This is a genomic window from Nocardia sp. XZ_19_369, from assembly GCF_015355715.1.
Lineage (GTDB): Bacteria > Actinomycetota > Actinomycetes > Mycobacteriales > Mycobacteriaceae > Nocardia.
Genome location: NZ_JACVED010000002.1, coordinates 291,503 through 303,242 on the forward strand (window position 1 = coordinate 291,503; position 11,740 = coordinate 303,242).

Consider the following 11,740-nt stretch of genomic DNA (forward strand, 5'->3'; position numbering starts at 1 on the left):
CGTCAGGAGTCGAGCAGATACTGGGCGACGATGTAACCGGAGTTTCCGGAAACGCCCGCACCGGGCCAGGTCCCAGCGCCGAGCACGTACAGATTGGGCACGAAGGTGCGATGGCCCGGCGCCGCCGCGATGGGCCGCAGGGCGAAGCTCTGCGCGAGATCCTGGGCACCGCCGTAGGGGTCGCCGGGGCCGCTGTTCGGGTTGAACGCGGCCAGGGTGGCCGGGGTGACCACCGTCCGGGTGACGATCGTTGCGGTCAGTCCCGGGATGTGGCGTTCGACCACCTCCAGCACCCGGTCGGCGTAGCGGTTCACCACCTCGTCGTTCCAAGTGCCGTCGGTGGTGATCAGCCCCGCCGCGTCACCGCGCGGACGGGTCGGCACATCGGTCACCTGGATGCGCAGCACGCTGGTACCCGCGGGCGCCCGCGTCGCATCATGCGCGGTCGGCGAGTCGATGGTCATCGTCGGCCACGCCGGCAGCAGCCCGGCCCGCGCCTGGGCGACGTGCAACGACAGTCCGTCGAGGGAATCGGTGAGGAACGGCTGCCCGATACGCTCGAAACGCTTGTCCGCCCAGGGAATCGGCGCGGAGGTTGCCAGGTGCAGCTGGAAAAGGCCGGTGCCGTACCGGTATCGCCGGGCCTGCGCCAGAATGTGCTCGGGCACTTGGGTTTCCGCCAGCAGCCATTCGTAGAGCTGGTCCGGGTTCACCGAGGCGACGACGCTGTTCCTGGCCCGATACGCGCTGCCGTCGGACAATTGGACCCCCACCGCGCGCCCGTCGGCCACCCGGATCCGGGTGACGGTGGCGCCGGTCTGGATGACACCGCCGTGCTCGCTGACGATGCCGGCGAGCGCCTCGGCCAGTTTGCCGATGCCCCCCTGCGGAATCGGCATGCCGCCACCGGTGAAGCCGAGCGGGAAGATGGTGGTCCAGAACGCGCCGCCCGCATCGTCGGGACCGTGGCTCACGTGCGCGGGCCATGAGCCGAAAAGGCTGCGCATGGCAGGAGATTCGATCTCCGATACCGCCGAGCGCGCACTGTCCAGCGCCAGTTCGGCCACCTCGGACCAGCCTTTGCCGTCGCTCACCAACTGGGCCAGCGTGGCGCGGGCCGCGTCGGAGGTCAGATCCTGACCCATCAGACCGAATGCCGCACCCGTCGACGGTCCCAGGGCCGAGATGATTTCGGCGACCGCCGAACTGTCGCCCGGGTGCAGCCGGTCGGCCTCCTCGGCCAGCGCCACGGGATCGCGCGGGAAGACCGCGGTGGTGCCGTCCTCCAGCGAAACCCCGGTCGGAAACTCGGGTTGCAGGATCTCCAGACCTTGCTTCTGCAAGTCCGGGCCGAGGTCGCGCCACGCGGGACCACTCGTGAACAGGGGCACCGCGGACGAGAACGGGTCGTAGATCACGCCCGGTGCCAATTCGGCGCTGCGAACAAATCCACCGACCCGATCGTTGCGATCGATGACGAGGACCTCGTGTCCGGCTCGGCTCAGATAGGCCGCCGCGACCAGCGCGTTGTGGCCGCCGCCGACGAAAATGTGGTCGAAATTCTGCATGCGGTCAGTCGACCAGCCCACCGCGGCGGCGTCGATATCTCTTGTCACTGAACGGACCGGGACTTTCCGGTACCGACGGGTGGCTTGGTGGCGACCACGATCTCGAACGGTCCGGGCAGCACCTCGACGTCGCGGAAACCGATCTCGCCGAGCATGCTGCGGTAGTCGGCCACCTCGCGCAGCATGCTGGTGCAGCTGTCCACGCCGATCAGGAAGTAGGACCAGAAGAACTGCCGGGCAAGCCGCTCGGCATCGCGGAATTCCTCGCAGATGAGCACCCGCCCGCCCGGCGGGAGCGTTTGATACGCCTTCGCCAAGAGTGCACGCGCCTGCGGTCGCTGCCAGTCGTGTAGCACCCGGACGAAGGACAGGATGTCGTATCCGCTGGGCAGCGGTTCGGCGAGGAAGTCGCCGCCGACGAACCCGAGACGGTCGTCGCAGTCCGACTCCGCGCGCGTCCGGTCTACCAGGGTGCGCAGCGCAGGTAGGTTGTAGACATCTGCCCGCAGGGTCGGGTTGTCCCGCAGCAGGCACGCGGCCAGTGTGCCGTCACCGCCGCCGACATCCAGCAAACGCATTCCGTCACTCCACAATTCGGCATGCATTCGAAATGTCTCCGCGATGGGGCCGATCCCGGCCGCCATGCTGTGTTCGAAGCCCGCGATCTGCTCGGCGCTGCTGAGGGGCCAGCTGAAGGCGTCCGGCGGCACGCTGAGCTCACCGCGGAGCACGTCGGGGAGTTTGCCGTAGAGCGTGCGCCACGGGTAACTGTCCCGGTCCTGTTCGAGCGAGTCCGGGCCGAGCACATCGGATACCGCGTCGCGTGCACCTTCGACGGCGCGATACTCGGTGTCGCGCAGTACATCCGACGAAATCCGCGTGACGAGGCCGAGGCATTCGAGACAGTCGAGCAATTTGTACAGGCGCACCGGCACCAACCCGAATCGGTCGCTCAGGTCGCCCAAGCGGACAGGCCCGGCGTCCAGCGCGTCGAGGATGCCCATTTCCCACGCGGTCCGCACCGCATCGATGGCTTTGTCGCCGTTGAACAGCAGACTCATCAACGCGCGGGGCGAGAAGGCGATCTCGCTCATCCGCGCAAGGCCTTTCGTTCGGCGATGAGCGCATCCATGAACGCGTCCACCTCGTCGATGGTGTTGTAGATGTGCGGTGCCACCCGCAGGCCCTCGCGCCAGCTGCACACCATGCCGCGCTCGGCCAGCCGCTTCTTCACCGTCTCGTCGCCGGGAAAGGGCAGGCAGACAACTCCACCGCGCTGATCGGTCGGGTAGGGCGTGCGCACCGGGATACCCGCGTCCACCGCCCGCGCCATGATGCGATCGGTACACCGCAGCGAATGCGCGCGGATCGCCGACACACCCACCTCCGCCAGCAGATCGAGGCCGACCCGAGACATCATGGCGGTCAACGGGATCGGCGTACCGCCAGCGAGCCGCCGCGCGTCCGGAGCCCAGTCTTCGGCAGGCCGGAAGGTCAGCGGATCGCGACCGGCGAACCAACCGGTGGCCGCCGGACGCAGTGTCGGCAGCAGGTCCTCTCGCGCGTAGAGAAATGCCGTGTGCGCCCCGCACAGCCATTTGCCCGCACCACCGAGGACGAAATCTATCTCGAGCGCCCGCAGGTTCAGCGGAACCACCCCCACTGTCTGAAAGATGTCCGCGATGACGAGCGTGCCCATCCGACGTGCTTGCGCGACAACACGTTCGAGATCGAGGATAGCCCCGGTGGTGTAGCTGCCGTGCGCAACACAGACCAGCAAAGTCCGCTCGTCGATCGCCGACACGACCGCATCGGTGTCGAAATCGACCACCACCCGTTCGGCGCCGTACCGGGCGAAGCCCTGCCACAGGAACGGCACGGTGGGGAATTCCCGGTCGGTGGTGACCACCCGGTTGCGTTCGCCGCGGAAGTCGAAACAGGTGGCGAGCCTGCCGAGCAGTGTGGTCAGGTTCGTGTCGGTGACCACTGTTCCCGTTGGGGCGCCGAGGAATTCGGTCAGGGCGCGCAGATAGCCATCCAATTCGTCCAGCCAGCCACCCCATGCGTCGTCGCGCCAGGTGCGCATCGTCTCCCAGTAGCGGCCGAGCACCTGCTCCACGCCGCGTGGCTGCGCCCCGGTCGAGTTGCTGTTCAGGTAGACGCAGGTCTCGAGCACCGGGAACTCGGCACGCAGCGTGGCGATCCGCGATTCCTCGTTCATCGGGCCGTCGACCTCCGCGCCGCGCCCGGCGCGTAACCACCCTCGCGCCGCCAGTTTTCGGTCAGCTCACCCCTGACCTGCCACAGCGCGCGGAACAGCGGTTTGGTCATCCGGCCTGTCAGCACCCTGGTCGGCACGCCATCCAGGGCATTGACCCCTTGTCCGACGCCGATCGTCCGGCGCACCAGCATGAAGTGGGAGACGAGCCACAGCTGGAAACGCTCATCGAAGTCGACCAGCAACTCGCAGAGGCGTTTGAGATCGGGCTGCGACTCGGCGGCATACACCTCCGCGAGCTCGACGCCGCGACGACCCAGCAGCCGATCCAACACTGCCGCAACATGTTCGGCTGCAGTGAGCACCGCGTTGTAACCGGGTGACTCCTGGCCGCTGCCCTTACCGAGGCTGCGCCGGATGACCTGATAGGTATCGGGCGTCATTGTTTCGAGCACCCGTATCTCCCGCGCAAGGCATTCGGCGATTCGATTCGCTCGGTCCAGCCGCGCGGCCGCCGCCCACAGCGCGTCCCGGTCCACCTCGTCGACGACACCGGCGAGCTCGTGCGACAACAGCTTGAGCCAGACCTCTTGGGCCTGGTGCACGATCTGGAACATGAGCTCGTCGGAATCGGTGAGCTCGTCGACGGCCGTCTGCAACGACAACAACTCGGGCGTGCGGAGATAGACCTCGTAGTCGGTGGTGCCATCGCCGACCCAGGCCTTCAGGACCGTATTGAAGATCGGCTTGGACAGCGTTTCGCGCAGCTGGTCGGCCGCGGTGTTTCCCTGCATCGTGGACAAGGCGTTGCCTCCTGGCGACTAATCGCCGTTGATTGTTCGCAACGGTTGTCACCCCAACGCCGGTAGCCGGCGACCGCCAACCGAAATAGTCGGGGCCACCGTGGCATACCGGCGTCGGCGGAAGCATCGTTTCGGTCCGGCCAGCGGATCAGCTGAGACCGAGCAGTTCGGGCTTGCTGGCACGAGTGCGCAAGCTCGCGGCCGGGTCGTCGACCAGGCGCCGGGTGCGCAGGTCGAGCAGCGCGCTGACACTGCTGATCTCGGCGACGAGCGTCCCGTCCGGCTTGCGCAGGACATGCTCGACACGGTGCGTCTTGCCCGTGCCCCAGACAAACGCACACGACACGTCGACCTCGTCGTCGCCGCGCAGTTCGTGGTGATACCGCAGGGTGGTTTCGAGATTGATCGGGCCGAGCCCGTCGGCGAGCAGCTTGTCGGGGGAGAGCCCGGCCGCCTGCGCGCAGGCGAAGCGGGATTGATCCGCGTACTGCATGTAAACGGTGTGCGCGACATGGTGCTGAGTGTCGAGTTCGTAACTGCGGACAGCGAATCGGATGGTGAACGGTTCGGTGGTCATGGGTGCCTCCTCGGCATTGCGATGGGTAGGGACTGGTGCTGTGGTCAAGCGGCGTACATGGCGGCGATGAGCTCGGCCTGCTCGGCGTGCACGACCGGACGTTTGACCTTGCCGGTCGACGTCAGCTCTCCGCTCTGGTCGGTCCACGGCGTCGGCAGCACCCGCCACGCCTTGACCTGCTGGAATGCGGCGAGCCGGGCGTTGGCCGCCGCGACCGCCGACCGCACCTCCGCCAGCACCATCGGGTGCTCGGCCAGTTCGGCCGGGCCGCCGGCGAGGCCGCGCGCCGCCGCCCACGCCTGGACCACTTCGCTGGCCAGGGTGAGCACGGCGACCAGATGCGGTCGCCGATCGCCGAAGACCAAGGCCTGACCGATGAGCGGGTGCTCCTTGAGCAGGTTCTCCACCGCGGCGGGCGCGATGTTCTTGCCGTTGGTGGTGATGATGATTTCCTTCTTCCGGCCGACCAGCGACAGGAAGCCGTCGGCGTCCAGCACGCCGAGGTCGCCGGTGTGCAACCAGTCGTCGCTGTCCACCAGTTCGGCTGTCTCCGTGGGTAATCCGAAGTAGCCAGGGGTGCGCGCCGCGCCGCGGACCTGGATCTCGCCGTCGGGGGCGAGGCGCAGTTCGATCCCCGGCAACGCGCGACCGACCGTCCCCAGCTTGAAGGCGACCGGGTTGTTGCCGGCGACCGCGCCGGTCATTTCTGTCATGCCGTAGACGTCGAGGATGAGCAGCCCCAGCCCCGCGAAGAAGCGCGAAACCTCCACCGGCAGTGGAGCACCGGCGCTCATCGTGTACAGCACCCGGTCGAGCCCGAGCTGCTCGCGTAGCTGCGCGAGCACCGAAGCGTCTGCCGCCGCGAACTTCTCGGCCGTCGCCGTGGTCGGCGACCGTCCGTACTGGCGGCTTTCCACATAGGCGCGCCCGGCCCGCATCGCCTCGGCGACGGTCCCCGTCTCGCCCTCCCGCGCGAGCCGCGCCTGGACGACGGCCATCATCTGTTCCCAATCCCGGGGCACGCCACGGAAGATGTGCGGGCGAGCCGACCGCAACACGGCGGGCAACTGGGCGAGGTCGGCGCAGAAATGAGTGTGCGAACCGCGCACCACCGGCATGTACAGGTTGAACATCCGGGTGGACACGGCCGTGAACGGGATATGGGACACCTCGGTGCTGCGCGCCGCGGACGCGGCCGCCGACGAGACGGCTTCCTGGTAGAGCGCCATCCGATGGGTGATGATCACGCCCTTCGGATTACCGGTGGTGCCCGAGGTGTAGAGCAGGGTGAGCGTGCTTTCGGGAGTCAATGCCTGCCAACGCTTATCGATCGGTGCGGCCGCCAGCCGCTGCTGCCCGATGCGCAAAAGCTCAGTCCAGCTGAGGAATTGATCGCCCGGTGGACAGGCCGCCGCGTCGACCACGATCACCTTGCGCAGTTGCGGCAGGCCGGCCAGTACCGGCAGCCAGCGGTCGAGCTGCTCCTGACCGTCGAGGACGGCATATTTCGCGCCGCAGTCCTTTGTGACATAGGCGATCTGGTCGGCGGCGAGACCGTCGTGGACGGTGCTGGGGATCCCGCCCGCATGCACCGCGCCGAGGTCGGCGAGGACGTGCTCGGTGCGGTTGCCCATCGCCAGGACCACCACATCATCGGGTGCCATACCCAACTCGGCAAACCCCGCGGCAACCTCCAGCACTCGCTGCCGCGTCTCGCCCCACGTGATGGTCGAACCGTGCTGGGTGAACGCGGGCAACTCGGCATGGTGGCGTGCCGTGTCGGCGAGGGCGTCGCAGATCGTCCGGCCCGCGATGGCTCGCTCGAACTCCGTCCGTTCCGTCGCCGCCTGCGCGCCGCCGACCACCGGACTACTCAACAACTTCATGAGTGAGAACCCTGTGCAGCCCACGACAGGGATACCAAGAGTCTCGCGACACTGGTGTTGGCAACACCTGGCAACCGGTCGACCGATAATGGATCATGGGCCGGTGCCTGTGACCGCCCCTTCCGCCCGCCGTACCGAGCTCGCGGCCTTCCTGCGTAGCCGCAGGGACCGCGTCACGCCCGCCGATGTCGGCATGCCGCCCGGATTGCGGCGCCGGACACCGGGTTTGCGGCGGGAAGAGGTCGCGCTGCTCTCCGGGATCGGCGTCACCTGGTACACCTGGCTGGAACAGGGCAGGCCGATCAACGTCAGCGGCCGGGTGCTCGACGCCATCGCCGACACCCTCCAGCTCAGCGACCCCGAGCGCGACCACCTGTACCACCTGGCCGACGTGCCGATCGCCGCGGTCGCGACCAGCGCCGCCCGCATCACGCCCACCGTGCAGGCGATTCTCGACAGCATGTCCGGGTTCCCGGCCGCGGCGCTCAACAGCCGCTGGGATCTGCTCGGCTGGAACACCCCGTGTGCGGCGTTGTGGCCGCGGCTGACCGCGCCGGACAGCTCCCGCAACGTCCTGTGGGAGCTGTTCACCACCCCGGAGTGCTGCCGCCGCTTCGTGAACCGGGATACCGGCTTGCCGCACATGGTGGCCTCGTTCCGCGCCGCGTTCGGCCAGCACCTCGAAGACCCGTCATGGACCGAACTGATCCGCCGACTCGCGGCAGCCAGCCCCGAGTTCGCACGCCTGTGGGCCACCCACGACGTCGCCACTCCACCCAGCGCGATCATGACCTACCGGCACGCCGCAATCGGCGACCTCTCCTTCTCACTGACCCGCCTCGACCTCACCGCCACCCCCGAAACCCTCATCACCGTCTGGACCCCGGCCGACGAGGAGAGCAAGCACCGAATGGACTGGCTCCTCGCCCACCCCGACGCCCCCTCGGTCGACCACACCCACTGAACCCCAACGCCGCACCCTCTCTCGGGATCCGCACTGGTTGCGGGCCCCCGAAGTCGGTGCGAATCCCGAGAGAGGGTGCGGGATCCACGGGGAACCTCGGTGGTATCCGAGTGGCGGGCGCACTGCGGGCGTCCGGAGCGGTTAGGGTGGACGTGCCCATGCGGACGTGGCGGCGTCCCTGGGTGAACGGGGAAGTGGCCCGCCCGGCCGGAGCGCGAGTTCCAGCCGGGCGGGCCACACACCGGATCCGCGCACGGCCCGCGCGTCAACAGAGATCATCTGGGTATTGGACGAAGATGGCCCTCGCACTGAAACGGGCGGTGAGCACACCGCTGCTGTATTTCTTCATTCTCGGCGACATTCTCGGGGCCGGCGTCTACGTGCTGGTCGGTGCGGTGGCCGGCGAATCGGGCGGTGCGATCTGGCTGCCGCTGCTCACCGCGCTCGTGCTCGCGTCCCTCACCGCCGGTTCCTACGCCGAGCTGGTCACCAAGTTTCCGCGCGCGGGCGGTTCGGCGCACTACGTGACCACCGCTTTCGGGCCTGCCGCAGGATCGTTCGTCGGGTTCTGCATGCTCGCCGCCGGGCTGGTCTCGGTGGGCGCGCTGGCCAGAGCGTTCGCCGGGGACTATCTGCAAGCGCTGATCTCGCTGCCGTCGATGGCGGTGGTGGTGGTGTTCCTGGCCGCGCTCGCCGCACTCAACATTCGCGGGATCAAGGAGTCGTTGCGCGCCAACGTGGCGGCCACGCTGGTCGAGCTCGGCGGGCTCGTGCTGATCATCGGCCTCGGTGCCTGGATCATCGCGCGCGGTGACGCCGATCTGGATCGGCTCACCCAGGTCGGTACCGCCGACCACGGCGCGGTCGGGGCGGTACTGGCGGGCACCGTGCTGGCGTTCTACTCGTTCGTCGGATTCGAGACCTCGGTGAATCTGGCCGAAGAAGTCCAGAACCCGCGGAAGTCTTATCCCACAGCGCTATTCGCGGCGTTGCTCACCGCGGGCGTGGTGTACATATTGATCGGCATCGTCACCAGCGCGAGTGTGCCGACGGAGCAACTGACGCAGTCCAGCGGACCGCTGCTGGAGGTTGTCCGAGCGGCCGGTGACATACCGGACCGGGTGTTCAGCCTGATCGCGCTGGTCGCGGTCGCCAATGGTGCGCTGCTCACCGGCATCATGTCGTCCCGGTTGGCCTACGGCATGGCGCGTGACGGATTGCTGCCGCCGGTGCTGAGCCGGATCCTGGCAGGCCGCCGCACCCCATGGGTTGCGATTCTGGCGACGACCGCTGTGTCGCTGATCCTCGCCTTGACCGGTGAAGTGGACTCGCTGGCAGCGACATTGGTGCTGCTGCTCCTGATCGTCTTCTCCGCGGTCAACGCGGCGGTGCTGGTGCTACGGAAGACCGAGGGCGAGGCGGATCATTTCCGAATTCCGACCGTCGTCCCGTGGCTGGCGCTGGCGTCGTGCCTGTTCCTGTTCACCCGGATCGAGGGCGAGGTCTGGATACGCGGTCTGATCCTGGTCGGCGTCGGCGTACTGCTCGCCGCCGTCAACGCGGCCCGTGCGCGCCGGGGCGATCTGGTGCTGCAAGGTCAGGACAGCTAGGTCACCTAGGCCACGGCGCCGAATTCGATACGGGTAGTGCGCGATCCGAGATAGGCGCCGTGGCCGGGTAACGGGCGGGGGACTGCGAGCGAATGGCTCAACTCGCCCGACGACTGCGCTTGCGATGACTGGTATCGCACAGCGGATAGTTTTTCGACCGCTTGCAGAGGCACAACGCCACCTGGAAACGGTCACAGTCGATTCGAGTGCCGTCGGCGGTGACGATCTCCACCGGCCCTTCGATCAGCGCCGGACCGTCCTCGGTGAAAGTTACTCGCCGCCGGTCACTTTCGGGTCCTGTCGGCACGGATCACCACCAATTCCTCGTCCTGCTGCCCCGGTTGGATCAGTCCTTCGTCGACGAGGTGATCGCTACACTCTCGCATCACCGGTCCGAACGGGATCGTAGTGCGCGCGACGGCCGCGGCTTTCAATCCGCCGCGCCGCAGCTGCGTGATGGTCAGGCCCGGGTCGGCGACCATGGAGTGCACGATCAACGCGGTGCCGTTGGGGGCCAGCAGGTTCGGGGCCGCCGCGCAGAGTCGGTCGAGGAACGACCGGCCGTCCTGCCCGGCATTCCAGGCTCGCGCTCGGCCGCGCGGGGGCGGTCCCTGTCGAGCAGGCACATACGGGGGATTGGCGAGTAACACATCGAATTGCCGGTGCCGCAGCATCGCTTCGAAATCCCCGCGCAGCACCTCGACGTCGATGCCGCGCATCCGGCAGTTGAGCCAGGTGGACATGCTCGCCCTGCGGGAGATGTCGACCGCGGTGACCGAGGCGGCCCCCGCCAGGCCCGCGTGTACGGCCAGTGCGCCGGTTCCGCTGCAAATATCGACCACGCGCCCGCCGCGGGGGAGTGCGGCGTCGGCCAGGGCGGCGGCCAGCAACCATGTATCTGTCTGCGGTCGGTAGACACCCGGGGTGCGTATCAACATCACCTTCGGGCAATGCCCGCCCGCTACGAGATCAATCACGATCAGGTAGGGGTTCGTGGAGCGAGGTACGGTCCGCGCGCCAGCACCCGAGCACATGGTCGGCGAATCGGTCCTCCAGCATGTTGGTCACCTGGATGCCCAGCACCACGGACTCGAGCAAGTCGGGTTCGCGGTCCAGCAAATCGGTGATCACCTCGCGCATCACCTGCTCGTGTACCGCGTCGGCCTCGACGTGTTCGTTGTAGAACAGCGCGCAAGCCGGATCGGAATCCCAGCGCCCCAGCGCCTGCACCATCCGGTGCGAGCCGGGCGGGGAGGTGATCTCCACGGTCGCGAAGTGCCCGACGAGCGCGCCACGCCAGGCGCGATGCAGGCCGAACAGCGACATCATGTCGACCAGCGCGAGCATCGGCGCGGGCACGATGTCGAGGTAGTGCAGATAGTCCGGATTCAATCCGGCACCGGCCAGCAGGTCGGCGTAGAGCTTGGCGTGCACGCGTTCGGCGCGCCCGCCGCCGAACTCGTCGAACTCGACCGCGACCAGCGACGCTTTGGCCTGGCCGCGCAGCCGCGGAATCACCCACGCGTACGGATCGGCTTCCTTGTGGTGGTAGATCGAGCGGTGCACGAAGTACTCGCGCAACTGCCACGGTTCACCCTCGTCCCGCAGAAACGCGCTGACCCCCGACTCCTCCACCGGTGTCACCAGCAACTGCTCGAGTTCGGCATCCAGATCGGTCCCGCCGGGCACATCCGCCCGCAACGCTCGCAGATAGTGTTGCTCCATCGTCGCGCGCAGGGCGAGCAATCCCGGATCCCACTCCCAGCCGTCGTCGACCGCCTGGTAACCGTAGTAATGCAGTTCGTAGCAGGTATGCAGGGCGAGCTGGAAGTCCTCGCCGTACGGGTCGACCTCGGGCAACGTCGGGACAGCGCCACCGGGAGCGCCCGAGAGCACATCGATGATCCCGGCGGACAGCTCGCCGCGCGGCGCTGGCAAGGCGCCGACCTCGGTGTGGTGAGAGGTAGTCATGATCTCCAGATACCCCTGATCCAGCACTCGACGCGCAACTTCGCGCACCCGCGACATCGACCTCGTCACATATCTACCGTGAGGTCAGTTGAACAGCCGCGCCACTGCCGGTCAGGAGTGGTTTGTGGCGTCCCGGCGATGGG

The 11,740-nt window shown here is 67.7% G+C and carries 11 protein-coding genes; 2 read left to right on the top strand and 9 right to left on the bottom strand.

Annotated elements, in window-relative coordinates:
- Positions 1–2: 2 nt before the first annotated feature.
- From IBX18_RS07565 to IBX18_RS07590, 6 genes are all read right to left on the bottom strand, one after another.
- Positions 3–1,616: an NAD(P)/FAD-dependent oxidoreductase gene (locus IBX18_RS07565; RefSeq protein ID WP_306796185.1), complete on the bottom strand. Its 1,614-nt coding sequence runs from the start codon at positions 1,614–1,616 to the stop codon at positions 3–5.
- A complete protein-coding gene (locus IBX18_RS07570) occupies positions 1,613–2,662 on the bottom strand; it encodes a methyltransferase (protein WP_194833014.1) in 1,050 nt (349 codons plus the stop codon). The genes IBX18_RS07565 and IBX18_RS07570 overlap by 4 nt, the downstream gene beginning before the upstream one ends.
- A complete protein-coding gene (locus tag IBX18_RS07575) occupies positions 2,659–3,789 on the bottom strand; it encodes an aminotransferase class V-fold PLP-dependent enzyme (RefSeq protein ID WP_194833015.1) in 1,131 nt (376 codons plus the stop codon). Before IBX18_RS07575 ends, IBX18_RS07570 begins: the two co-directional genes overlap by 4 nt.
- A complete protein-coding gene (locus tag IBX18_RS07580; protein WP_194833693.1) occupies positions 3,786–4,580 on the bottom strand; it encodes a tryptophan 2,3-dioxygenase family protein in 795 nt (264 codons plus the stop codon). The genes IBX18_RS07575 and IBX18_RS07580 overlap by 4 nt, the downstream gene beginning before the upstream one ends.
- A gap of 157 nt (positions 4,581–4,737) precedes the next feature.
- Positions 4,738–5,166, bottom strand: coding sequence for a thioesterase family protein (locus IBX18_RS07585; RefSeq protein ID WP_194833016.1), 429 nt, complete (start codon positions 5,164–5,166; stop codon positions 4,738–4,740).
- Between the two features lie 44 nt (positions 5,167–5,210).
- Positions 5,211–7,052: a long-chain fatty acid--CoA ligase gene (locus IBX18_RS07590; protein WP_194833017.1), complete on the bottom strand. Its 1,842-nt coding sequence runs from the start codon at positions 7,050–7,052 to the stop codon at positions 5,211–5,213.
- Positions 7,053–7,155: 103 nt separating this feature from the next.
- On the opposite strand from IBX18_RS07590, the gene IBX18_RS07595 reads away from it, so the two are divergent.
- Both IBX18_RS07595 and IBX18_RS07600 read left to right on the top strand, forming a co-directional pair.
- Positions 7,156–8,016 carry a helix-turn-helix transcriptional regulator gene (locus IBX18_RS07595; RefSeq protein WP_306796186.1) on the top strand — a complete coding sequence of 287 codons (861 nt, stop codon included), beginning with the start codon at positions 7,156–7,158 and terminating at the stop codon, positions 8,014–8,016.
- Between the two features lie 296 nt (positions 8,017–8,312).
- A complete protein-coding gene (locus IBX18_RS07600; RefSeq protein WP_194833019.1) occupies positions 8,313–9,626 on the top strand; it encodes an APC family permease in 1,314 nt (437 codons plus the stop codon).
- 97 nt (positions 9,627–9,723) lie between these two features.
- Here IBX18_RS07600 and IBX18_RS07605 read toward each other — a convergent pair whose 3' ends face one another.
- Genes IBX18_RS07605 through IBX18_RS07615 form a run of 3 tightly spaced genes read right to left on the bottom strand, consistent with a single transcriptional unit; the run spans position 9,724 to position 11,597 of the window.
- Entirely contained in the window at positions 9,724–9,933 is a 210-nt protein-coding gene (locus IBX18_RS07605; RefSeq protein ID WP_194833020.1) for a CDGSH iron-sulfur domain-containing protein, read from the bottom strand.
- Positions 9,911–10,564, bottom strand: coding sequence for a HemK2/MTQ2 family protein methyltransferase (locus tag IBX18_RS07610; RefSeq protein WP_194833021.1), 654 nt, complete (start codon positions 10,562–10,564; stop codon positions 9,911–9,913). Before IBX18_RS07610 ends, IBX18_RS07605 begins: the two co-directional genes overlap by 23 nt.
- Positions 10,565–10,595: 31 nt before the next feature.
- Entirely contained in the window at positions 10,596–11,597 is a 1,002-nt protein-coding gene (locus IBX18_RS07615) for an iron-containing redox enzyme family protein (RefSeq protein ID WP_194833022.1), read from the bottom strand.
- Positions 11,598–11,740: the final 143 nt, after the last annotated feature.

Excerpts from the sequence above, each read along its gene's own strand:
- IBX18_RS07590 (WP_194833017.1), bottom strand. The coding sequence starts at position 7,052 with ATGAAGTTGTTGAGTAGTCCGGTGGTCGGCGGCGCGCAGGCGGCGACG.
- IBX18_RS07580 (WP_194833693.1), bottom strand. The coding sequence starts at position 4,580 with ATGCAGGGAAACACCGCGGCCGACCAGCTGCGCGAAACGCTGTCCAAG.
- IBX18_RS07570 (WP_194833014.1), bottom strand. The coding sequence starts at position 2,662 with ATGAGCGAGATCGCCTTCTCGCCCCGCGCGTTGATGAGTCTGCTGTTC.
- IBX18_RS07615 (WP_194833022.1), bottom strand. The coding sequence starts at position 11,597 with ATGACTACCTCTCACCACACCGAGGTCGGCGCCTTGCCAGCGCCGCGC.
- IBX18_RS07585 (WP_194833016.1), bottom strand. The coding sequence starts at position 5,166 with ATGACCACCGAACCGTTCACCATCCGATTCGCTGTCCGCAGTTACGAA.
- IBX18_RS07575 (WP_194833015.1), bottom strand. The coding sequence starts at position 3,789 with ATGAACGAGGAATCGCGGATCGCCACGCTGCGTGCCGAGTTCCCGGTG.
- IBX18_RS07600 (WP_194833019.1), top strand. The coding sequence starts at position 8,313 with ATGGCCCTCGCACTGAAACGGGCGGTGAGCACACCGCTGCTGTATTTC.
- IBX18_RS07610 (WP_194833021.1), bottom strand. The coding sequence starts at position 10,564 with ATGTTGATACGCACCCCGGGTGTCTACCGACCGCAGACAGATACATGG.